The organism is Streptomyces sp. NPDC002779 (assembly GCF_042888685.1).
Lineage (GTDB): Bacteria > Actinomycetota > Actinomycetes > Streptomycetales > Streptomycetaceae > Streptomyces.
Genome location: NZ_JBIAQC010000010.1, coordinates 195,340 through 217,179, shown reverse-complemented (window position 1 = coordinate 217,179; position 21,840 = coordinate 195,340). Strand labels below are relative to the sequence as shown.

At 70.4% G+C, this 21,840-nt stretch carries 19 protein-coding genes; 8 read left to right on the top strand and 11 right to left on the bottom strand.

Going from position 1 to position 21,840, the window contains the following annotated elements; all coding sequences use genetic code 11:
- Nucleotides 1-66 precede the first annotated feature (66 nt).
- Both ACFYW5_RS27240 and ACFYW5_RS27235 read left to right on the top strand, forming a co-directional pair.
- Nucleotides 67-1,464 (top strand): MFS transporter, encoded by a 1,398-nt coding sequence (locus ACFYW5_RS27240; RefSeq protein WP_389419718.1) that lies wholly within the window; start codon nt 67-69, stop codon nt 1,462-1,464.
- 59 nt (nt 1,465-1,523) lie between these two features.
- Nucleotides 1,524-1,976, top strand: a complete 453-nt coding sequence (locus ACFYW5_RS27235; RefSeq protein WP_389419717.1) for a GNAT family N-acetyltransferase — start codon at nt 1,524-1,526, stop codon at nt 1,974-1,976.
- 10 nt (nt 1,977-1,986) lie between these two features.
- Here the strand turns inward: ACFYW5_RS27235 and ACFYW5_RS27230 are convergent, their stop codons facing one another.
- Nucleotides 1,987-2,472 (bottom strand): Lrp/AsnC family transcriptional regulator, encoded by a 486-nt coding sequence (locus ACFYW5_RS27230; protein WP_389419716.1) that lies wholly within the window; start codon nt 2,470-2,472, stop codon nt 1,987-1,989.
- A gap of 92 nt (nt 2,473-2,564) precedes the next feature.
- Here ACFYW5_RS27230 and ACFYW5_RS27225 point away from each other — a divergent pair, with 92 nt between their 5' ends.
- The 3 genes from ACFYW5_RS27225 to ACFYW5_RS27215 all read left to right on the top strand — a co-directional run bounded on the left by ACFYW5_RS27225 (nt 2,565) and on the right by ACFYW5_RS27215 (nt 4,602).
- Nucleotides 2,565-3,122 carry an RBBP9/YdeN family alpha/beta hydrolase gene (locus ACFYW5_RS27225; RefSeq protein WP_389419715.1) on the top strand — a complete coding sequence of 186 codons (558 nt, stop codon included), beginning with the start codon at nt 2,565-2,567 and terminating at the stop codon, nt 3,120-3,122.
- A gap of 33 nt (nt 3,123-3,155) precedes the next feature.
- Nucleotides 3,156-3,884, top strand: a complete 729-nt coding sequence (locus tag ACFYW5_RS27220) for a TSUP family transporter (protein ID WP_389419714.1) — start codon at nt 3,156-3,158, stop codon at nt 3,882-3,884.
- A gap of 91 nt (nt 3,885-3,975) precedes the next feature.
- Nucleotides 3,976-4,602 carry a class I SAM-dependent methyltransferase gene (locus tag ACFYW5_RS27215; RefSeq protein WP_389419713.1) on the top strand — a complete coding sequence of 209 codons (627 nt, stop codon included), beginning with the start codon at nt 3,976-3,978 and terminating at the stop codon, nt 4,600-4,602.
- A 134-nt stretch (nt 4,603-4,736) separates the two neighbouring features.
- Here ACFYW5_RS27215 and ACFYW5_RS27210 read toward each other — a convergent pair whose 3' ends face one another.
- From ACFYW5_RS27210 to ACFYW5_RS27185, 6 genes are all read right to left on the bottom strand, one after another.
- Complete coding sequence (locus ACFYW5_RS27210; protein ID WP_389419712.1) at nt 4,737-6,317, bottom strand: cation acetate symporter; 1,581 nt, start codon at nt 6,315-6,317, stop codon at nt 4,737-4,739.
- Nucleotides 6,318-6,677: 360 nt separating this feature from the next.
- Nucleotides 6,678-8,105: a cellulose binding domain-containing protein gene (locus tag ACFYW5_RS27205; protein ID WP_389419711.1), complete on the bottom strand. Its 1,428-nt coding sequence runs from the start codon at nt 8,103-8,105 to the stop codon at nt 6,678-6,680.
- Between the two features lie 382 nt (nt 8,106-8,487).
- Complete coding sequence (locus tag ACFYW5_RS27200) at nt 8,488-10,050, bottom strand: beta-N-acetylhexosaminidase (protein WP_389419710.1); 1,563 nt, start codon at nt 10,048-10,050, stop codon at nt 8,488-8,490.
- Nucleotides 10,051-10,101: 51 nt separating this feature from the next.
- Nucleotides 10,102-10,959 carry a carbohydrate ABC transporter permease gene (locus ACFYW5_RS27195; RefSeq protein WP_389419709.1) on the bottom strand — a complete coding sequence of 286 codons (858 nt, stop codon included), beginning with the start codon at nt 10,957-10,959 and terminating at the stop codon, nt 10,102-10,104.
- Nucleotides 10,956-11,882, bottom strand: a complete 927-nt coding sequence (locus ACFYW5_RS27190; RefSeq protein ID WP_389419708.1) for a carbohydrate ABC transporter permease — start codon at nt 11,880-11,882, stop codon at nt 10,956-10,958. Before ACFYW5_RS27190 ends, ACFYW5_RS27195 begins: the two co-directional genes overlap by 4 nt.
- A gap of 3 nt (nt 11,883-11,885) precedes the next feature.
- A complete protein-coding gene (locus ACFYW5_RS27185) occupies nt 11,886-13,148 on the bottom strand; it encodes an extracellular solute-binding protein (RefSeq protein WP_389419707.1) in 1,263 nt (420 codons plus the stop codon).
- 282 nt (nt 13,149-13,430) lie between these two features.
- On the opposite strand from ACFYW5_RS27185, the gene ACFYW5_RS27180 reads away from it, so the two are divergent.
- A complete protein-coding gene (locus ACFYW5_RS27180; protein ID WP_389419706.1) occupies nt 13,431-14,276 on the top strand; it encodes a GntR family transcriptional regulator in 846 nt (281 codons plus the stop codon).
- A 26-nt stretch (nt 14,277-14,302) separates the two neighbouring features.
- Here the strand turns inward: ACFYW5_RS27180 and ACFYW5_RS27175 are convergent, their stop codons facing one another.
- Nucleotides 14,303-14,902 carry a TetR/AcrR family transcriptional regulator gene (locus tag ACFYW5_RS27175; protein WP_389419705.1) on the bottom strand — a complete coding sequence of 200 codons (600 nt, stop codon included), beginning with the start codon at nt 14,900-14,902 and terminating at the stop codon, nt 14,303-14,305.
- 104 nt (nt 14,903-15,006) lie between these two features.
- Here ACFYW5_RS27175 and ACFYW5_RS27170 point away from each other — a divergent pair, with 104 nt between their 5' ends.
- Complete coding sequence (locus ACFYW5_RS27170; RefSeq protein WP_389419704.1) at nt 15,007-15,888, top strand: NAD(P)-dependent oxidoreductase; 882 nt, start codon at nt 15,007-15,009, stop codon at nt 15,886-15,888.
- Nucleotides 15,889-16,026: 138 nt separating this feature from the next.
- On the opposite strand, the gene ACFYW5_RS27165 is transcribed toward ACFYW5_RS27170, so the two are convergent.
- A complete protein-coding gene (locus ACFYW5_RS27165) occupies nt 16,027-17,280 on the bottom strand; it encodes a hypothetical protein (RefSeq protein ID WP_389419703.1) in 1,254 nt (417 codons plus the stop codon).
- Nucleotides 17,281-17,785: 505 nt separating this feature from the next.
- Nucleotides 17,786-18,508 carry an alpha/beta fold hydrolase gene (locus tag ACFYW5_RS27160; RefSeq protein ID WP_389419702.1) on the bottom strand — a complete coding sequence of 241 codons (723 nt, stop codon included), beginning with the start codon at nt 18,506-18,508 and terminating at the stop codon, nt 17,786-17,788.
- Between the two features lie 235 nt (nt 18,509-18,743).
- Here ACFYW5_RS27160 and ligA point away from each other — a divergent pair, with 235 nt between their 5' ends.
- On the top strand, nt 18,744-20,831 hold the full coding sequence (ligA, locus tag ACFYW5_RS27155; RefSeq protein ID WP_389419701.1) for an NAD-dependent DNA ligase LigA: 2,088 nt from the start codon (nt 18,744-18,746) through the stop codon (nt 20,829-20,831).
- A gap of 113 nt (nt 20,832-20,944) precedes the next feature.
- Here ligA and ACFYW5_RS27150 read toward each other — a convergent pair whose 3' ends face one another.
- On the bottom strand, nt 20,945-21,538 hold the full coding sequence (locus ACFYW5_RS27150) for a hypothetical protein (protein ID WP_389419700.1): 594 nt from the start codon (nt 21,536-21,538) through the stop codon (nt 20,945-20,947).
- Nucleotides 21,539-21,840: the final 302 nt, after the last annotated feature.

Sequence of the window (21,840 nt, the reverse complement as noted above, 5' to 3'; positions counted from 1 at the left end):
GCCTTGCGCCCCCGAGCCGTATAACTTGAACAGCCTTGTACGACTTATCAGTGAGGGGCGTACGTCATGAGCGACACGGAGACCACCACCACCCGCGCACCCGACGCACCGCATCCGCTGCGCTGGCAGGCCTTGGGGCTGCTGGGGCTGGCCCAGCTGATGCTGATCCTCGACATCACCGTCGTCGCGATCGCCCTGCCGGACATGGGTGCCGAGCTGGGACTGGACCGCGCGGCGCTGACCTGGGTGGTCAGCGGCTACGCCCTCACCTTCGGGAGCCTGATCCTGCTCGGCGGCCGGGCCGCGGACCTGTTCGGTCCCAAGCGGGTCGTGCTGGCCGGGCTCGCCGTGTTCACCGCCGCGTCCCTGGCCGCCGGGTTTGCCAGCGGTGCCCCGTTGCTGCTCACCGCACGCATCGCCCAAGGGGCGGGTGCCGCGATGCTCTCACCCGCCGCGTTGTCGGTGGTGGTACGGCTGTTCGACGGCGACGAGCGCAACCGCGCGCTGGGCATCTGGTCGGCACTCGGCGGTGGAGGCGCCGCCCTCGGCGTCCTGCTCGGCGGACTGATCACGGCAGGCCCCGGGTGGGCCTGGGTCTTCTTCGTCAACGTCCCCGTCGGCCTGCTCGTCCTCGCCCTGCTCGCCCGGGTCCTGCCCCGCCTGCCCCGCGCGGCCACCGGCTCCCTCGACATACCCGGCGCCGTCCTGGTCGCCGCCGCCACCGGCGCCCTCATCTACGCCCTGATCCGGGCCGGCGACCACGGCTGGCTCGACCTCCTCACCCTGGCCCTGGTCGCCACCGCGGCCGCTGCCTACGCGGCGTTCGCCTTCTGGCAGCGCCGGACGGCGGCGCCGCTGATGGACCTGCGCCTGCTGGGCCGCCGCCCGGTGGTGGCGGGCGTCTTCGTCATCGCTGTCGCTACGGCGCTGATGGTGGGGGCCTTCTTCCTCGGCTCCTTCTACCTCCAGAACCAGCAGGGCCACGGTGCCCTCATGACCGGCGTACTGTTCCTGCCGGTGGCCCTGCTGACCATGGTCGCCGCCGCAGCGGCCGGCCGGGTGATCGGGCAGCTGGGAGCCCGGCTCATGGCGGTCATCGCCCTCACCGTGGCCGCCGTCGGGTTCCTCGTGCCGGTGCTGGTGTCCGGCACCGCCGCGATGGTCATCGGCCTGAGCGTGGCCGCGGCGGGCCTGGGTGCCCTGTTCGTGGTCGCCTCCGCCACCGCCCTCGCCGGTGTCGCGCCCCATGAGGCCGGCGTGACGTCGGGGATCGTGAGCACGTGCCACGAGTTCGGCGCCTCGGCCGGTGCCGCCGCCGTCTCCAGCGCCGCCGCAGCCGGCATCACCGCCCACACCGGCGCCCGGGCCGCCTCCGGCTTCGACGACGCGTTCCTCTTCGCCACGGGCCTGGCCGCGGTCTCGGTAGCCATCGTCCTGTGGCTGCTCCCCGCCAAGCAGGAGTAGGTCACGGACCGACGGGGAGAAGGCCCTGCTCGGGCATCGCACGATGGGAAGTGGACTGCATGAACAACCCGTACGAGTTGAGCGTGGGCGTGCCCTCCGTCGAGGTCTTCCGCCGCCTGCGCACCGACGCCGGACTCTCGGACAAGGACCCCGCCGCGGTGGCGCTCGCCCTCCCCCACACCTGGCACGGAGTGCTCCTCCACCACGAGGGGGAACCCATCGGCATGGGCCGGATCATCGGCGACGGCGGCACCGCGTTCCAGATCGTCGACGTGTGCGTACACCCCGCACACCAGGGCCGCGGCTTGGGCCGTCGCATCATGGCCGCGCTCACCGAGGAACTGGAGCGCCGCGCACCCGCCACCGCCTACGTCTCCCTGATCGCGGACGGCCCCGCCCGCTTCCTCTACGAGAAGTTCGGCTTCACCGACACCGCAGCCCACGACTCGATCGGCATGTACCGCGTCATGGGCGCAGACGGTGAGGTCAGCGCACCTCAGGCGCAGCCCTAGCGGTCACGGCTCAGGAGTTTGCTGACGTGGCGTCGGTCAGCGGCTTGGCGGGGTAGTCGCGGAGTACGAGTGAGGTGGTGACGGGGCCGTAGCGGGCGAGCGCGTCGACGACTTCTTCGAGGCGTCCTGCCTGGGGACAGTAGACGTCGAAGATGAGGCAGTCTTCCCCGGTGACTCTGCGGGTGGCGACGACTTCGGGGGTCCGGGCAGCGCATTCCAGGGCACGGGAGAGCTGGGCGTGCGTGGTGCGCAGCCGGATGACCGCGTGGATGTTCAGACCGAGTGCCGCGGGGTCGACCACGGCTCGGTAGCCGGTGATGACGCCGTTCTTCTCCAGCCGTTGGATGCGCGCGCCGGCCGCGGGCTGCGAGAGTCCGACGCGGCGCCCCACCTCCGCACCGCTCAACCGACCGTCGCTCTGCAGCAGCGCGAGGATGTCACGGTCCAACCGGTCGAGTGATTCCATCGTCGTCCGCACCACTTTCTTTGCGATCACTTGCACCACCCCCACCTCGCCGACGCATCCCACAGAATCTCGGCGAGGTGTCCCCCAGGATCGCAGGGGGCGACGAGTGAAACGGTGGTGCGGTGGTCGCGTACGTCATCATCCCGGGTATCGACGGCTCGGACGGACAGCACTGGCAGACCTTGTGGGAGCGAGGGTGGGGCACCTCAGCGGTGCGGATCTCCCCTGGCTCGTGGTCCGCCCCCGAGCTGGATGACTGGGTCGAGTCCGTCCAGGAGGCGTACGACGTGGCTTCCCGGCGGGACAGCCGAGTGGTGCTGGTGGCTCACAGCCTGGGTTGCTGGGCCGCGGCCACCTGGCTCAACAGGAACCCCTCGACCTCGGCGGACGGCGCGTTCCTGGTCGCGCCGCCCGACCCGGACGGGCCGGCGTTCCCACGCCGGGCGGCCGCGACGTTCATGGAGGTGTCGGCACAGCCGTTGCCGTGCCCCGCCCTGGCGGTGGGCAGCGGCGACGATCCGTACTGCGCCCCCGAGGCGGCCGTCGGCTTCGCGGAGGGGTGGGGTGCGCGATGGCATCTGACGGACGGGGGCGGGCACCTCAACTCCGCAAGCGGCTTGGGGCAGTGGCGGCAGGGCCGTGAACTCCTGGACTTGCTGATCCAGCGGCGATCACCCTGATACTGGCCCTGCGCACGACGGGCGGAGGCCGCGGTGGACTGGACGCTGGTGGGTGGGCTGGTCGCCGGGCTGCTGATCGCGACCGTGACCGCTCCCGTCGGTGTGTCCGGCGCGGTGTTCCTCCTGCCGGTCCAGCTGAGTGTCCTCGGCGTGCCGAACCCGGCGGTCACACCGACCAACCTGCTGTACAACGTGGTCGCCGGACCCGGCGCGCTGTGGCGCTACCGCCATGACGGCGCCTTGCGCGGCGGCCTCGCGCGGCGCCTGGTGCTGGGCACGCTGCCCGGCGTCGTCCTCGGCAGCGTCGTCCGCGTCTTCGTCCTCCCGGGCCCGGACGTCTTCCGGCTGCTGATCGCCACCCTGCTGCTGCCGCTGGGCGTGTGGCTGTGCCTGCGCACTGTCACTCCCGGCCGCCATCAGCCGTCGCCCGCAGGCGACTTGTCCGAACCCGCTCTCACCGGCCTCGCCCTGGCGGTCGGCGTCATCGGCGGGATCTACGGCATCGGCGGCGGCTCCATCCTCGGCCCGGTCCTCGTCGGCCGCGGCATGCCCGTCGACCGACCTGCCGGTCGAGGAGGTCGCCCGCGCAGTCGGGTACGGCAGCGCCGCCGTGCTGCGCGAGCGGTTCGTACGCCGCCGGGGAGTTCCCCCACGCTCGTACCGCCGCGCCTTCAACCGCACCGCTCCGCCCGCGGGTTGAGCCGTACAGCACGGGTGACGCCACGACCGGCCGCGTCGAGCACTTCCTCGTCCGCGGAGTGATCCATCGGTCAGGTTGCCGGAACAGCAACATTCCGTGCCAAGCCCCGCGGCGGCTCGTAAGACTGAGCGTATGCCGACACAAGGAGCCCCGATGAGCACCACCGATGCGGTCGCGTTCTGGGACGGCGTCTACGCCGCCCGGCCGGAAACCCCCGGCCCGCAGCCGAATGCTCGCCTCACCGAGACGGTGGCGGGCCTGCCGCCCGGTGACGCGCTGGACCTCGGCTGCGGCGCCGGTGGCGACGCCCTGTGGCTCGCCCGGCAGGAGTGGCGCGTCACAGCCACCGACATCTCGGCCGTGGCGGTCGCGCGACTGGCCGAGCTCGCCCGCTCACAGGGCCTGGGGGAACGCGTCACAGCGGTGCGGCACGACTTGCAGGAGTCCTTCCCGTCCGGCGCCTTCGATCTGGTCTGCGCGCACTACCTGCACACCCCCTTCGATCTGGACCGGTCGGCCGTGCTGCGCGCGGCAGCGCACGCCCTGCGCCCGGGCGGACGGCTGCTGGTCGTCGATCACGGCTCGACCGCGCCGTGGTCGTGGAACCAGGACCCCGGCCTGCGGTACCCCAGCCCGCAAGAAGTCGCCGCGGACATCGCTCTGGACCCGGCCACGTGGACGGTCGAGCGAGCCGACACACCCCGTCGGATCGCGAAGGGCCCGGACGGGCGCACCGCCGAGGTCACCGACCACGTCCTGCTCATCCGCCGCGCCGCGTGACCCCGCGGCCGGCCGCAGGCGCGCACCGCCGCGGTGCCCTCCGGCACGAACTTGCCGCTGGGCACTGACCCACATGATCGAGGAGACCGGCCGTCACGCGAGTCACGCGGAGCCAGGCGTACGACTGGCGGTGCTCAGCGGGCGCCCGTGGCCGACAGTTTCCTCCCTCGGGCGGGTCGCGCCTGGCGTGAGCGGTCTCTGCCGATCAGGCCCAGCAGGAAGCCGACCGGGATGGTGATCAAACCCGGTGTCTGCAAAGGGAACAGGTGAAAATCGCGGTCGGGGAACAGCGCGGTGGGAGCGCCCGACACGGCGGGTGAAAACACCATGAGCACCACGATCAACGAGAGCGTTCCGAACGCCGTCCACCGAACCCCCGTGGCCGTGTACCCCGGGAGGAACAGCGCGTACAACAGAATCGGTGCCAGCACGGACGCGCTGGCGGCCAGGGACAGCGAGATCAGCGTGAGGGTGCCGCGGTCGCCGAGCAGGACGGCCAGGAAGACGGCGGCGGCTCCGAACAGCACAACGCCGCTTCTGGCCCTGCGGACTTCGGAACCGGCAGGTCGGGCCGCGGCACCGCTGCCGGGCCGTTTGCTGAAGTCCCGCACCAGACCGGCCGCCGCCGCCAGTGTGATGCCCGCGACGGCCGCAAGCGTGGTGGCGAACACCGCGCAGGCGACGATCGCGAACAGCATGCTGTGCCGCGTACCGCCCGCAGCCGGGTCGAGAGCGCCCGTCACCATCAACAGGGCCGTCGCTCCGCCGGGATCGGCGGCGCGCACCGTCTCCCGGCCGAGCAGGGCACACGCCCCGAGCCCCGCCACCACCACGCCCAGGCACACCACCGCGACCGGCCCCACCGCCCAGCCGACGGCACGGCGGGCCGTGCGGGCGTCGCGCAACGGGTGCAGCCGCATGGTGAGATGCGGCAGGCACGCGGCGCCGAGCAGCAAGGTGGCGCCGAAGCTGATCAGATCGAGCCGGCCGAGGAGCGAGCCGCCGAAGTGCTGCCCGGGGACGAAGAAGGAGTTCCCGGCCCCCGACCCCTCTCGCGCCGCCCCGATGAGAGCCGAGGGCGACCAGTCGTGGCGCGCGAGGACGAGACCGGCAAGAAGCAGTACGGCGAACAGGACCACGCCGACCTTGAGGATCTGTATGTAGCCCGTTCCGCGCATCCCGCCGAACGCCGCGTAGCTGATCATCAGGGCACCGCTGCCGATGGTGCAGCCGGCGAGCGCTCCGTCGGGCAGGCCGAACATGGCCGTCATGATGTGTCCCCCGGTCGACAACTGCACCAGGAGCAGCGGGGCGAGCACCACGAGGGTCGCGACGCCGAGGGCACGGCCCGCCGAACGGTCACCGAGCCGGTCGGCGATGAAGTCCCCGAGGGTGAACACGCCCTGACTGCGCAGGCGTTCACCCAGAACGCGCATGACGAGCCACAGGGAAGCCACCGTGGCCGTAGCGAACAGCATGCCGTCGGCTCCGTCGAGCGCGACCGCGCCGGTGGTGCTGAGCAAGGTCGCCGCCGATACGTAGTCACCGGCGACGGCGAGCCCGCTGCCGACCGGCCCGAAGGCGGCGCCGCCGCCCGCGTAGAAGTGCTCGGGTTCGTCCAGGTCCGCGGCGGCCAGCCCGCACAGCAGCAAGGACACCGCGACGAAGACGAGGAAGACCATGGCGGCGAGGGACTGCCCGTCTGTGGCATTCACGGGCAACGCCTCCCCGGCGATGACACGACGGCGGGTTCCAGGCGGGCGCGAGCGTGCTGCGGGGAAGGCGATGCGGCAGACATGGCGGTCATGTCATCAGCCCTCCCCTACGCGGTCCAGCAGCCCGTGCCGTCGGGAGGCCGGTGCACAACAGGACGGACGGGAGATGTGCGCGGGCACAGGCCGGACGGGCGGGCGCGGAGCGGATATGGCGTGGTCGACTTGATCACCAACGTCGTTGTGCAGGGCGGGAGTTCGCCCGGCTGCACCCCGCCACCCGGCACTTCGTCCCTCCAGAGAACCCGCTGCCCCCGCGGTGCGCACCGCGGGGGCAGCTTGTCTTCGTGCAGGGCGCTGCGGTCAGGAGGCCGGGACCTCGTCGACGAATTTCGTGCCCGCGCTGCGCAGCGAGGCGATCTTCGTGGCGACCTGGGCCGGGGTGAGGACCTGGTCCTTGACGTGCAGGACGTAGTCGACCTGCTGGTCGTAGGCGCGCGGGGTGGTCGAGGTCTGGCCGTTGAGGTCGATCAGCCACTGGTTGAAGTTGATGGACATGGGCCGCTCGGGCAGGTAGGCGGCGTCGTGCGTGCCGAAGTGCTGGCCGTCGACGTAGTAGGTGATCTTACTGTTGTCGATGGTCACGACGAGGTCGTGCCACCCGGCGAAGCTCGTGCGGCTCTCGCTGTGCTGGTTGACCGCTTGCCACGGGTCCGGGTTGTAGGTCTCCCAGGAGGTCGTGTACAGGATGTTCGCGGGCTCGCCCCAGCCGCCGTTGGGCAGGTACTCGAAGTCGTACTCGGCGTAGTCGTCGGCCATCGGGGCCTTGAGGTCGTTGATGGTGAAGAAGGTCTGGACGATGCGGTCGCCGTCGGGGCCGTACTTGGGCGCGTCGGAGAACTTCACCCGGGACGCGTAGGTGCCGTTCTTGAACTTCGTCGCCTTGGTGAGGACTTCGGTGTGCGTGGTGCTGGAGCCGGTGCCAGCGCTGGAGGTCTCCAGGTTCATCACCGTGTTGCCGCTCTGGTTGACGAAGGTGACCTTGGAGGGGTCCCAGGTGGCGCCGGGGACGCCGGGGCCACCGGAGTTGGCGCGGACGCTCCAGCCGTGGCTGGACAGGGCGGGGTCGGTGTGCGAGGTGTAGGAGAAGTCGTCGAACAGGGTCTGGCCGCCGCCGGGCGGGTCGGTCGGGGTTGGCGGGTCGGTCGGCTCGTTCCCGGCGGGGGCGGTGCCCCACACGTTCGTACCGGCTATCTGCGCGGTGACCTTGCTCCAGTCGGCGTAGCTGGACTGGCTGCCGTTGAAGGAGTAGTCGTCGCTCTGGGTCAGCCGCTGCCAGTTGGACTGGTAGAAACGCAGCTGCATGTCGCCGGTGTCGGCGCCCGGGGCGAGGGAGCCGGCCGCGGAGGTGAAGCCGATCTCCAGGTAGCGGTCGGCGGTCGCGGTGGGGTTGGCGAGCGTACCGAAGGTGCCGGTGACCACGGAGCAGCCCTTGACCGCCCATGAGCAGGCGAAGCGGTACGTGGCGTTCGGGGAGTCGGCCTTGAAGTAGTACCGGATCTTGACCTGGCTCAGCTGGACGCTGGTGGTGCCGGTGTTGCGCACCTTGAACCACGGCTCGGTCTGGTCGGCGGTGGCGCCGCCGGCGCTGGTGCGGTACTGGACGGCCAGGCCGTCACCCGCTGCCGCGGAGGCGGTGGTGCTGGGCAGGGCGGCCAGGGCCGCGCTGCCGGCGATGGCGGTCAGGGCGAGGGCCGCGCGGATGCTGCGGCGGGTGGCACGGGTACTCATCCGACAGTGTCCTTTCGTTCGCTCCCGCCGTCCGCGGGAGGGATCGTGGGGGTGTGCGGGTGGAGCGGGTGGAGCGGGACCACGTCACGCAGGGGCGTGCGGGGCCTGGTGCTGGGGGATGTCCTGGTCACGGGGGGCATGTGCGACCGGTCCGGGGAGTCTTCGTGGTCAGGCGGGGGGCATGTGCGGCCCGGTCCGGGCAGTCGTCGTAGCCAGGCGGGGGGCATGTGCGGCCCGGTCCGGGCAGTCGTCGTGGTCAGGCGGGGGCGTGTGCGGCCCGGTCCTGGGACGCCCGGGTCACGGGTTCCTGTTGAAGGACTCCGGCCCGGAACGGCTGCTCGCCGCCGGGGGGCATGTGCGGCCGGTCCGGAGGACGTCGTGGTCAGGACGGGGCGTGTGCCGTCGGGTCCGGGAGGACGTCGTGCGGTACGCCGAGCGCGGTCAGCCGCGCGCGGTGGCCGTCCAGCCGGGTCCGGAAGTGCGGCCAGTCGTCGGTGGGGGCCCACGCCCGCTCGGCGAGAGCGCACAGGCGGGGGTAGGTGAGGTACTCGATGTGCTCGGGCGTCCGTACGAACTCCGTCCACAGCTGCCCCTGCGTGCCCAGGACCTTCTTGGCGAGCTGTGGCTCCTCGGCGGGCGGCAGCAGGTCCACGCCGTACACCGTGCGCAGGTCGAGGGCGTGCCCCGGCTGGGCGGGAGGCTCCAAGGGCCCGAGGTCACGGGCGTAGTCGAAATACGTGGAGCGGTGGTCGGCGTGGATGATGTCGTGCCCCCGGCGCGCAGCCGCCCACGCGTGCTGCGGCGTGCGCCAGCTCATCACCGTGCACGTCAGGGGCAGCGTGGTGTCGTCCTCGGCCCAGGCGACCGGCCGTCGCCCCGCCTGTACGACGTGGTCGGCCATCTCGGCCATGAACCAGCCGTGCAGCTCCCGCGGGCCGGACAGCCCTTCCCGCGCGGCCCGGTCGATCGCCGCCGGGCTGGCCTCCCATTCCTCGGTGGGGACTTCGTCGCCTCCGATGTGGATGTACGGGGAGGGGAAGAGGTCCATCACCTCGTCCAGGACCGTGCGGAAGAAGTCGAGGACGTGGTCGCCGACGCCGAGTAGGTTCGTGCAGACGCCCCAGTGGGTCCACACGTCGAGCTGTCGCTCGGGGCGGTTCCCCAGTTCGGGGTAGGCGGCGAGCGCGGACCGTACGTGCCCGGGCGCACCGATCTCCGGCACCACCGTCACGCCTCGTGCGGCCGCGTAGGCGATGAGCTCGGTGAGTTCGGCGCGGGTGTACGCGCCGCCGTGCGGGCGGCCGTCGAAGCGGGTGCTGCCGGCGGGGCCGACCATCGATTGGCTCCGTCGGCCGCCGATCTCGGTGAGCCTGGGGTAGGCGGCCACCGGCATCCGCCAGCCCTGGTCGTCGGTGAGATGGAGGTGCAGCACGTTCAGTTTGTGCAGGGCGAGGAGGTCCACGTAGCGCCGCAGGTAGGACACGGGCTGGAAGTGGCGGGCGACGTCGAGCAGCATGCCGCGCCAGGGATGCGCGGGCACGTCCGTGATCTCCACACCGGGCAGCTCGACGCCGTCGGAGGGCGTCGACAGGACGTCGTAGGGCAGGAGTTGACGGATCGTCTGGACGCCGCGCAGCAGCCCGGTGGGGTCGGCGGCCCGCAGCAGGACCCCCTGGGGGGAGACGGTGAGCCCGTACCCCTCCTCGCCCAGGCCCGTGAGGGCGGGGTTGAGGGCGAGGACGAAGGCGCCGTCCTCGGCGTGCTCCAGGCGAAGTCCGGTGGCGGGTACGAGATAGGTGCGCAGGAGGTCGGCGGCCGCTTCGGTGCCGGGGGTGAGGCGCAGCCGCGTGGTGTCGTCGAGGCGGAACCGGCCCGGGCGGTGGGACATGCTGCTGGGGCGGGGCACAAGTGCCAGATCGGGGCGTGGGAGTTCGGGTTGGTCCACGGGGATCTTCTCCGGTGCTCAGCGGGACATGGCAGGGGGCGGATGAGCCGGTCAGCCCTTGACCCCTCCGGCGGTGAGGCCTGAGGTCACATGGCGTTGCAGTACGAGGAAGACGATCAGCGCGGGCAGGGCGAAGAGTGTGGAGGCGGCCATGGTGGCCCCCCAGTCCGTGCCGAAGGTGGTCTGGAAGGAGGAGAGCCAGACCGGCAGCGTGCGGCTGTCCTGCTGCTTGATGATGAGGAAGTTGGCGTAGGTGAACTCGTTCCAGGCGGTGATGAAGCCGAAGAGCGAGGTGGCCATCAGCCCCGGGGCGAGCAGCGGGAACGCGATCCGGCGGAAGGCGCCCACCCGGGTGCAGCCGTCGACCTGCGCCGCCTCCTCCAGTTCGGGTGGGATGCCGGCGATGAAGCCTCTCAGGACCACCACCGTGAACGGCAGGGTGATCATGAAGTAGATCAGGGTGAGCGTCGGCAACCGGTCGAGCATGTTGGTGTCGCGGGAGATGATGTAGATCGGGATGATCAGTGACTCCCACGGTGCCATCTGGGCGATGAACACCGCCAGCATGAACTGGCGGCGGCCGCGCCAGCGCAGCCGGGCCACGGCGTAGGCGGCCCCGAGCGCGACGACCAGCGCGAGGAGTACGGCGCTGAGGGTGACCAGGATGCTGTTGCGCCAGAACAGGGCGAAGCCGTCGGCCTGGACCGCTGTGCGGAAGTGCTCGAACGTCCACTCCCCCGGGATCAGGCGGGGTTCGTAGGACTGGATGTCGCGGGACGGTTTGAAGGCGGTCGCGACCATCCAGTACACGGGGAAGAGGCAGACGGCCACGGTCAGGGTGGCCGCCGCGTTGAGCGGGAGCCGGCGCAGCGTGCGCCGCGGGGCGGCGGTTTTGCGGGTCCTGGTCACAGGTGCTCCCCTTCCTGGCGGAACAGTTGGCGGAAGTAGAAGATGAGGACGCCGCTCATGAGCAGGACGGTGACCATGGAGGCAGCCGCACCCAGGTCGTAGCGCTGGTTGGCGAGCGCGGTCTGCACGGCGTAGACCGGCAGGATCGTCGTCGCGTCGCCCGGTCCGCCCCGGGTCATCACCCAGATCTGGACGAACGCCTTGAAGGTCCAGATGACTTCGAGGGAGAGGACGAGCATGAAGATCGGCCGCACGAGGGGGAAGGTCACGGAGCGGAAGATCCGCATGGCGCCGGCGCCGTCGATGCGCGCGGATTCGTAGAGCTCCGCGGGCACGGTGGTCAGTGCCGAGTAGACGGTGATGGCGGCGAACGGCACCGACTGCCACACGATGAGGATGACGATGATGGCGAATGCGGCGCTGCCGTTGGCGAGCCAGGTGTAGCCCTCGAAGGAGGTGAAGCCGAGGCTGGTGAGCGTTTCGTTGACGATGCCGAACTGCGAGTGGAACAGCCACTGGAAGACGGTGGTGGCGGCCACGACCGGCACCGCCCACACCAGTACCAGCGAGCTGAGGACCATGGCCCTGCCGAACCCGCCCAGCCGTTCGATCATCAGGGCGACCAGCGTCGAGAGGATCATGATGGCGACGACGTTGATGGCCATGAACAGGAACGTGCGGCGGACGACGTCCCAGAACCTCGGGTCGCTCAGCAGGGTCTGGTAGTTGCGCAGTCCGACGAACTCGGCGTTGCCTCGGATCAGTTCGCGCAGCCGGAAGTCCTGGAGGGAGATCAGCAACGCCCGGCCGAACGGATAGAGCAGGAGGTAGAGCATGCCCAGGACGGCCGGCGCGATCAGCAGGTACGGGCCGAGAGCGAGCGGGCGTCCGCGGGGCGGCCGGCGGGAGGACCTGGCGAGCATCTGTCAGGAACCACTGTTCAGCGTGGTGGTGGTGGACTCGGACGCCTTGGCGGCCTCGGACTTGGCGTCCCGGCCGGTGAGTACGGCCGTCATGTAGTCCTTGATGGGGTTCTTGGCCTCGACCGCGGCCCACTGGGGGGTGTTGGGCGTGGCGTGTCCCTGCGCTGCGCCGACCGCCATGGCCGCGGCGCCGGGGTCGGAGGCGACGGCGTCCGCCAGGGTGGTCTTGTTCGGGACGTAACTCATCGCGAGGGCGAGCTTCTGCTGCCAGGCGTCACCGGTGAGCTCCTTGATGAAGGTGTACGCCTCCTCCTGGTGCGCGGCGACGGAAGGTACGACCAGGTCGGAGCCGCCGGTGAAAACGGCGCCCGGGGTGTCCGCGGTCTTGCCGGGGATGGGGAAAAAGCCCAGCTTGCCCTTGAGGTCGGGGTTGTTCTGCACGATGACGTTGGCTCCGCCGGGGGTGGAGATGACCTGGGCGATCTTCTCCTTGGCCACGACCTCGGCCTGGAGCGGGCGGGATTCGTCGGAGTCCTTGGGACCCTTGCCGAGCGCCTGGAGCTCCTTGTAGAACTCCATGGCCCTCAGCGCTTCGGGACTGTCCAGGCCCCCCGTCCACCGGTCGCCTTCCTGGACGGCGAGGTCGCCGCCCTCGTCCCAGACGAAGCCCGCGAATGCGAACCAATTCTGGCCGGGCAGGTAAATCCCCTGCGTCCCGCCCTTGTTGAGCTTCTCGGTGGCGGCGATCCACTGCTCACGTGTCTTGATCTTCGTGGCGTCGATGCCCGCCTTCTGGAACAGGTCGGTGCGGTAGATGACGACGCGGTTGGCGGCGTAGTACGGGATGCCGTACTGCTTGCCCTCCCAGGCGCCGGGTTCGGCGAGGCCCTTGAGCCAGGACTCGCCGCCGAGTTCGGTGACCTTGTCGGTGAAGTCGGTCAGGCCGCCGCTCTGGGCGTACTGGGCGACCTGGGTGTTGCCGACCTCTATGACGTCCGGGGCGTCATTGCTGGCCAGGGCGGCGGTGACCTTCTCGCCGATGCCCTCCCACTCCTGGATCTGGATCTTGACGTCGATATCCGGGTGCGCCTTCTCGAAACCTGCCTCGAACTCCTCCTGGAACGCCGCTGAGACGCTGTCGCGCATCAGCCAGACGTCCAGGGTGGTCGGTCCGCCGGCGCTCTGGTCGCCGTCGGAGGAGGAGCAGGCGACGAGTCCGGTACTCAGCAGCATCGCGCCGAGCAGAGCGAGGGGGCGGTGCTTCACGGTTCACCTCTGGGGAGCCTGAGAACGAGAAGGACACCCCGACCTGACCAATCTCTTACGGGGTGTTTACCAGTTGCTGGCGGCATGAAGGTGGCATAGACCAATAACGTCGTCAACCCCCTTGGCAGAGCTGCGCTTTGGCGACGGGGGCGGAGGGAAGAGGCTAGAGGGCCCCGGACCTGCCCAGATACCTGTAGCCTGACCAGTAGGCCCGCTATAGTTGACCAGCAAACTTCCCGTCTTGCCGACTTCCGACTTCCCGACGACGAACGAGAGCCCCGTATGGAGATCGACCCGGCAGCCTCCGGCGCGATGCTCAAGCGCGAGCGGGTCCGTGACGCGATCCTCGAACTCATCGAGGCACGCCGCCCCGGAGACGCCATCCCCTCCGAGCGCGCCCTCTGCGCCCAACTCGGCGTGTCCCGCCCCACTTTGCGGGCGGCGGTCGACGAACTGGTCATCGCGGGACTGCTCGTCAGGGAGCACGGCCGGGGCATGTTCGTGGCCGCCGAGAAGATCACCCAGGAACTGGTCTCCGAGCACAACGCCTTCAGCCTGCCGCGCGCCGGCGGAGCGTGGAGCAGCAGACTGCTGGAGTTCAGCACCCTCCCCGCCGGTGCCCGTATCAGCCGCAAGCTGCGCATCTCGCCCGCCGCCGAGATCCTCTACGTCGCCCGCCTCCGCCTCGTGGACGGGTCCCCCATCGCCATAGAGCACCTGCACGTCCGGACCGATCTAGCGCCGGACTTGACCAGTGACGAACTGCAGCAGGGCGACCTCTACGAGCACCTGCGCGACCGGCATGGCGTCCACGTCAGCGAGGCGGTCCAGTCCATCGAGCCCACGGTCGTCACCCGAGCCGAAGCCGAACTCCTCCAAGTCCCGGAGGTCTCCCCCGCGCTGCTCTTCGAGAGACTCACCACCGACACCGAGGGCCGTGCCGTGGAGTACGTCCACTCCGTCTACCGCGGCGACCGCTACCGCATCGTCTCCCGCCTCACCCTGAGCGCCCACGACGACCGGCCGGCAACCAAGGAGGGCCACCACCCCGGCTTCCCGCCGGGCGACTTCACCAACGGCGAACCGGTTCCGTTCTCCACTCGGGGGGTGGTCCAGCAGAACGTCTGAGCGTGGCTAGGGAGCGGTTTCTCCGATCAACGTCCGCCGCTTGTGAGCGGTGGCTGGATCTCATACGAACGTACGACGCGGGCGAGTTGTCGTCCCGCCACCTGTAGTGGCTCCTCGCTGCGGTTGACCTGGGCGGTGACTTCGGCACCTTCCAGCGTGCAGATGACCGTGGTCGCCAGCTCTTGGGCGCTCTGGTTGGCGAAGCCGCATCTCACCAGCTTGTCGTGAACCAACTGCTCCCAGGCACGCAATGCGTCGGCGCATGCCTGCTGGATCTCCGAGTCGGTGCCGAGCGTCTCGAGAGCCGCTGCCGTGACAGGGCAGCCGTCGGTCCAGCCCGACTCGCGCAGTTCACCGGCAAGTTGCTGGGCACAGGCCATCAAGGCCTCCGCCGCGTCTTCCTCACTGTCCAGCGCCTTCCGCAGGAGCGTCGCGAATTCCTCGGTGCTGTGCTTGATCGCGGCGACGGCGACGGCCTCTTTGCCACCCGGGAAGAAGTGGTAGACGGAGCCGAGGGTGGCCTGCGCCTCCTGGGCGATCTGTTTGATTCCCGTGCCTACGTAGCCCTGCCGCTGCAGGAGGCGCGATGCGGCGACGACGATCCGGTCCCGTGTGCTGGTCTGCATGCAACTACAGTAGCGGCCCATTAATTAGAGCGCTCGCTCTAGACCTGTGTTACGTTCCATCACCCACTAAATAGAGCGCTCGTTTTAGAAGCAAGGAGATCCTCATGAACAGCACCAAGCAGTCGGTCACCGTCATCGGCCTCGGCCCCATGGGGCATGCCATGGCCGGCGCCTTCCTCGACCGCGGCTACGAGGTCACCGTCTGGAACCGGACCGCGTCGCGCGCGGACGCCTTGGTCGAGCGCGGGGCGATCTTGGCGCCGAATGTGGAGAAGGCCCTGGCCTCCAACGAGTTGGTGATCCTCAGCCTCACGGACTACGACGCCGTGTACGCCACGCTCGAGCCCGCCACGGCCGCGCTGGCCGGCCGGACCCTGGTGAATCTCAGCTCGGACACCCCCGACAAAGCCAGGGCCGCGGCCCGTTGGGCGGCTGAGTGGGGCGCCGTCCAGCTGACCGGCGGCGTCACCGTCCCGCCCGCCGGGATCGGTGAGGCCGAATCGTCGACCTTCTACAGCGGCCCGCGCCATGTCTTCGACCGGCACCGGCCCGCGCTCGAAGTCATCACGGGGCGAACCGACCACCGGGGAGAGGACCCCGGGCTCGCCGCGCTCATGTACCAGATCGGCATGGTCATGTTCTGGACCTCCATGCTGAGCTACTGGCAGGCCATCGCCCTCGCCGACGCCAACGGCCTGACGGCAGCGGACATCCTGCCGCACGCCGTGGAGACCGCGAACTCGCTGCCGGGATTCTTCTCCTTCTACGCCGACCGCATCGACGCCGGCCGCCACATCGGTGACGTGGACCGCCTCGCCATGGGGATGGCCAGCGTCGAGCACGTCCTGCACACCAACGCCGATGCGGGAGTCGACACCACGCTTCCGGCCGCCGTCGTCGAGCTCTTCCGACGCGGCATGGACGCCGGCCGTGCCGGGGCCAGCTTCTCCACGCTGGTGGAGTTGATGAAGAAGGCCGAGGCATAACCGCGCTGCTCGACGGGCGGGTTGCCGCACTGACCCAGGTGGTCAGCTGGCCACGGCCAGTTGAGCGGTGACGATGCAGGGGCGGGGCCCGGTCGCCCGGAGGGCCACCGGCGTTGGCCGCCGGTGGCCGTGCCTTGCTTACCAGTTCTTGTACTGCGTCTCGCCGAGGCCGCAGAAGGTGCAGCCGGAGCGCAGGAAGTCCTGCGTGCGGCGGAACTCCTCGTCGGCCAGGTGCCACCGCAGCCAGGCGGTGATGATGTGCTGTCCGTTGCGGGTGGCGGCGATGTGGTCGGTGCCGTTCAGGATGTTGAACCACACCGGCACGTCGGTGTTGGCGTAGTCACGCTCCACGTTGGCGGTCGCGAAGTCGTCGTCGCCGCCGATGTAGAGGGCGGGGTTGCGGAGGTTGTCCGGCCCGTTGCCGTCGAAGGAGCCGCCGGCCACGTGGATCGTGGTCTCCAGCCGCGGCTCGTCCGCCACGTCGAAGGTGCCGATCGAACCGCGGGAGTGGCCGCCGAAGGCCACCTCGGAGGTGTCGATGTCCTGGTACAGCGGATTGCTGGGGCTCGCGTTCTGGTCCTCGATCCAGTCCAGGGCGTCGACCATGTAGTCGCCGCTGCTGGAGGAGACCTCGCTGTAGACGATGAACCCGTGCGAGGCCCACTGGCGGAGCATGTCCTCGTAGGCGGCCGGGTCGGAACCCGCGCCGGGGCCCCAGACGAGGACCGGGTGGTTCACGCCGTTCTGGCCGGCGTTCGACGGGTACACCAGCCACCCGTCGTTGCCGGGACCGGCGGTCGTGTCGATGGTCACCGCGTACGGTCCCGGCGCGGTCACGTTGGTCACCGGGGGCAGTGTTCCGCCCGGCGGATCGGTCGGTCCGCCGCCCCCGCCGCCCGCCGCCTGGACGAGGACGTCGTCGACGGTCAGCGTCTCCAGCGCGCTGCTGGCGTCCAGCGAGAAGCGGAGCCGCACGGTGCGGCCGTCGACCGACGAGGGCAGTTGGAACGACGCCGCGCCCGAGGCGGCGCGGGAGGACTCGAGCGTGGTGAACGTGCCGCCGTCGACGGAGTAGGCGACCGTGAACGCCTCACCGAGGTCGAGACCGGTCGCCGTGCGGGTGTACGACACCGAGATGCCGCTGTAGCCGGTCAGGGCGATGGGCGCGGAGGTGAGGGACGGGTCGGTGAGCAGGGAGGCGCTCAGCCGCGCCGCCCCGGTGGCGGTGCTGACGGAACCGGTGGAGGTGAAGGTCCCGAGCCCGGAGGAGAAGTTCTCGCTGTAGACCTGGGTGGCGGCGGAGGCGGGGCCGGAGAGTGCGCCGGTGACCCCTAGGGCGATGACGCCTGCGGTGGCCGCGCCGAGCAGCCGCAGACTGAGGCGAGATGACATGACTGATCCCTTCTGGCCGCGCCGCCCGCCCTCGGCGGTGGCGGCGCGTCGTCGTGCCGGGCGCACGGGGGCGTCCCGTGCTTCCGGCGCCGGAGATCGTGCGGGAGTCGAACCATGCCGATTCAAGCGGTGCCCTTCGGCAACGCGGATCCGTCAAATCACCGGTGCCGGGCCGGTGCGGGCACAGTGGTGGGATCGTCAGCCATGGGCGGCGCCATCGGGGGCATGTGGGTTGTGGGGTACGGCTGCTCAAGGCTTGCGAAGGCCGGGGACGAGGACGTTAGGAGCTCTCCATGTACGTGGCGCGATCGGGAGCGGCAGTCGGCCTGAGCTGGCAGTTGGGCCTCGCGGTCCTGTTGGTGGGGCTGACGATCGGCGTGATCATGATCACCCGCGGACGCGGTAAGAAGTAGGCACCGCCGCGACTCGTACTTCCCTGCAGTGCGGGAGTCCGATGGGCGGGGACGAAGTACCCGGGCCCTCACGATCCGCGAACCGAAGTCCCCTATTGGGCCAGACCCTCGAGGAAGTCCGAGAGCGCGGTATGGAGGATCTCCGGCTGTTCCAAGTGCAGGTCGTGGCCGGTGCCCGGGATGCTCATGGCCGTGGTGGCGGGTCGTTGCCGGAGCATTTCGTCGGCTTCTGGTGCCGGGATGAAGCTGGATTGGGCCAGGACGACCAGCGTGGGGCAGGCTACCTGCCTCCACTCGGGCAGGAAGGAGCGCTGCGCGTTGTCCGCCAGTGAGCGGACCATCACGTCCCGCTCGAAACGAGGCCACCATCCGTCCTCCCGTTCTTCCAGTCCCGCCGCCCATCCCGCGCCGACTGGTCCGCCGCCGAAGAATGCGGCTGCCGCTTCGGGCGAGGGAAACGGTGTCGGCCACGAGTCGAGCCAACCGCCGACGTTCGCGGGCGCCTGTGCGTCTGGGCCGCCGGGGCCGGCCTCGACCAGCACGAGCGCGCGGACGAGTCCGGGGTGTGCTGCGGTGGTGAGCATGGCCGTGTGCCCGCCCAGCGACTGGCCGACCAGAACGGGCCGCCGCAGCGTCAGCTGATCCACTACGGCGATGACGTCGGCGACGTAGGCGGCGCGGGAGACGTCCCGCGGGTGGCGCTCGCTGCTGCCGTGTCCGCGCTGGTCGACCGCGACGACCCGGTACCGGGAGCTCAAGCGCCGTGCCAGCGCGTCCCATTCGCCTGCATGACCGGCCAGGCCGTGCAGCATCACGATGGGTTGTCCATGCCCGCCCCAGTCCCGGCAGGCAAGCCGGACACCGTCTCGCGCTACCACGTGCTCAGACCAACCCACGGCGCCCCCAAAGAATCGGCTGTCCCTGATCATGGCGTACGCGCCTCGGGCCGATGTTACGCAGCGCGCATCCGGTCGCCGTACTGCTGCATGTGCCGTCTCGCCCGTCCCGCCGCACCGGGCATTGTCAGTGGTGGGAGGCAGGATGAGGGGTATGACAACACCTGCTGCTGTGATCATGGATGCCGCCGGCTACGCGCAGGCGGTCGAGGACGCGGTGAAGGCGTCGGCCGCCTATTACGGGGGCGGGACGTCGGCACTGGACGACGACGCCTACGACCGGCTGGTGCGAGGCATCGCCGCGTGGGAGACCGAGCATCCTGATCAGGTGCTGCCCGACTCGCCGACGGGGAAGGTCGCAGGGGGCGCCGTCGTGGGCGATGTCCCGCACACGGTGGCGATGCTGAGTCTGGACAATGTCTTCTCGCCGGAGGAGTTCACCGCCTGGACCGCATCCCTGGCCCGGCGTATCGGCCATGACGTCGAGCGGTTCAGCGTGGAGCCGAAGCTGGATGGGCTCGCGGTCGCCGCCCGTTACACCGACGGCCGTCTGAGACAGCTGATCACCCGCGGGGACGGGACGGCCGGGGAGGACGTCTCGCACGCCATAGGCACCATCGAGGGCCTGCCGGACGAACTCGCCGAGCCGGTCACCGTGGAGGTCCGGGGCGAAATCCTCATGACCACCGCTCAGTTCGAGCACGCCAACGAGGTCCGCACCGCGCACGGCGGACAGCCGTTCGCCAACCCCCGCGGCGCCTCGGCGGGCACCCTGCGCGCCAAGGAGCGGGCGTACACCGTGCCGATGACGTTCTTCGGCTACGCGCTGCTGCCCCTGCCCCAAACCGAGCCGGCCCTCGCCGCGCGGCTGGGCGAACTCGCGCACAGTGAGCTGATGGCGCAGGCCGCCGAGTTCGGGGTCAACACCACCGCCACCACCGCGGTGCCCGGCATCACCGCCGACACCGTCGAGCGGGTGCTGGTCCGGGTGCAGGAGATCGCCGCTCTGCGGGCCGAGCTGCCGTTCGGGATCGACGGGGTCGTCATCAAGGCCGACCTGGCCGCCGACCAGCAGACGGCAGGTTCGGGTTCACGCGCTCCGCGGTGGGCGATCGCCTACAAGCTGCCGGCCGTCGAGAAGATCACCCGGCTGCTCGAGGTGGAGTGGAACGTCGGGCGTACGGGCATCATCGCCCCGCGCGCCGTCCTGGAACCGGTCGAGATCGACGGCGCCACCATCACCTACGCCACCCTCCACAACCCGGCCGACATCACCCGCCGCGATCTGCGTCTGGGCGACCAGGTCATGGTGCACCGGGCCGGTGACGTCATCCCCCGCATCGAGGCCCCCGTCGCCCACCTGCGCACCGGCGACGAGCGGCCCATCGTCTTCCCCGAGGCGTGCCCCCGCTGCGGAGCCGGCATCGACACCAGCGAACAGCGCTGGCGCTGCGAGAACGGACGCAACTGCCATCTGGTGGCCGCCCTGTCCTACGCGGCCGGCCGCGACCAGCTCGACATCGAGGGCCTGGGCCACACGCGTGTCGTCCAGCTCGTCGGCGCCGGCCTCGTGGCCGATCTCGCCGACCTGTTCACCCTCACCCGCGAGCAGCTATTGGGCCTCGATCGGATGGGCGCCACCAGCACCGACAACCTCCTCGCCGCCCTCGCCGCGGCCAAGGGCCAGCCCCTGTCGCGGGTACTGTGCGCGCTCGGGGTCCGCGGCACCGGCCGCTCCATGTCCCGCCGTATCGCCCGGCACTTCGCCACCATGGACCACATCCGAGCCGCGGACGCCGAAGCGATGCAGCAGGTCGAGGGCATCGGCACCGAGAAGGCCCCGTCGATCGTCGCCGAACTCGCCCAGTTGGCCCCGCTGATCGAGAAGCTCGCCGCCGCCGGGGTGAACATGACCGAGCCCGGCGCCACCCCGCCCGTGCCGCAGGGCAGTGGCGCCGACGACGCCGAGGAGAGCCCCGATCGTGCGGGCGGGCCGCTGGCCGGGATGACCGTGGTCGTCACCGGTGCGATGACCGGCCCTCTGGAGAAGCTCAGCCGCAACCAGATGAACGAGCTCATCGAGCGCGCCGGCGGCCGTTCCTCCTCCAGCGTCTCCAAGAAGACCACGCTCGTCGTCGCGGGAGAGGGTGCGGGGTCCAAGCGGGCCAAGGCCGAAGATCTCGGTATCCGCCTGGCCGCTCCGGACGAGTTCGCCGACCTCGTCGCCGACTACCTCGACTGAGCCGCGCGCGGCGAGTGTTCTCCAGCTCAGCGAAGGGTGGCGGCGATCCACCCACCCCGCATTGGCCATGAGGTTCCGGGGCGAGGAGTCTGCGGCGGATGCCGATCAGTGGGTCAGACGGTGGCGAGGGCGGTGCGTGCGGCGTCGAGGAAGGCCGTATGCGCGGGCTGGTGCTGGTTCACGGGCGTGCTCGCGTCGAGGGCGCGTTCCAGGGCTTCGGCGGCGGAGACGACCGGGCCGGGGCCTTCGAGTCGGACCAGGGTGAGCGCTTCAGTGACCGAGAGCAGGGCTGTCCGGTAGAGATCACGGCAGTCGGCTGCTTGTGGCCTTCCCAGGGCCTGTTGCCATTCGCGGCGGCGTTGGTGCGCGGTGTCGGTGGCGACGAGGAAAGCGGCGTACGCGGTCCGGCGCACCTCCCGTTGGGCGGCGAGGTGTTGGGCGGTCAGCGTCTGTCGGGCGACGTCGAGTTGGGCGTCGGCCTGGAGGCGTCCGGCCTCCCAGGCGGCATCCGCTTGGCGGCGTCCCGCCTCCCAGGCAGCGTCCGCCTGACGCTGGCCGGCCGCCCAGGCCGCGTCCGCCTGACGGGCCGCGGCGTCGACCGCACCCTGCGCCTGCTTCCGGGCGGCCGCCAGGGTGAACCACCCGGTCATCAGGCCGCCGGCGAGGGCTCCGGCCACCGCAGAACCGGCCGCGATCCAGGCCGTCATCGTCTCCCCCGCCCCCTTGCTCCCACCGCTGTACGCTCCGCCCACCGGAACAACAGTGTGCCAGTCGGCGCAGGGCGCACGGCCCGTCACCCGCCAGCTGCCGAGCCGCTCTGCGTACGCCTCGCGCGAGGCGCCGGATGCGTGACGGCCGACCCTGCTTTTCCTGCTGAACGCTGCTCCTCACCGGCGCGAAGAGACATGATGGACGGATGAGGAACGGGGGAAGCGAGCCGCAGCCGTCGCGTGTCATGCAGGCACCCCAGATGGGCCCAGGCACCTTGCGCGACTTCCAATGCGCTCTG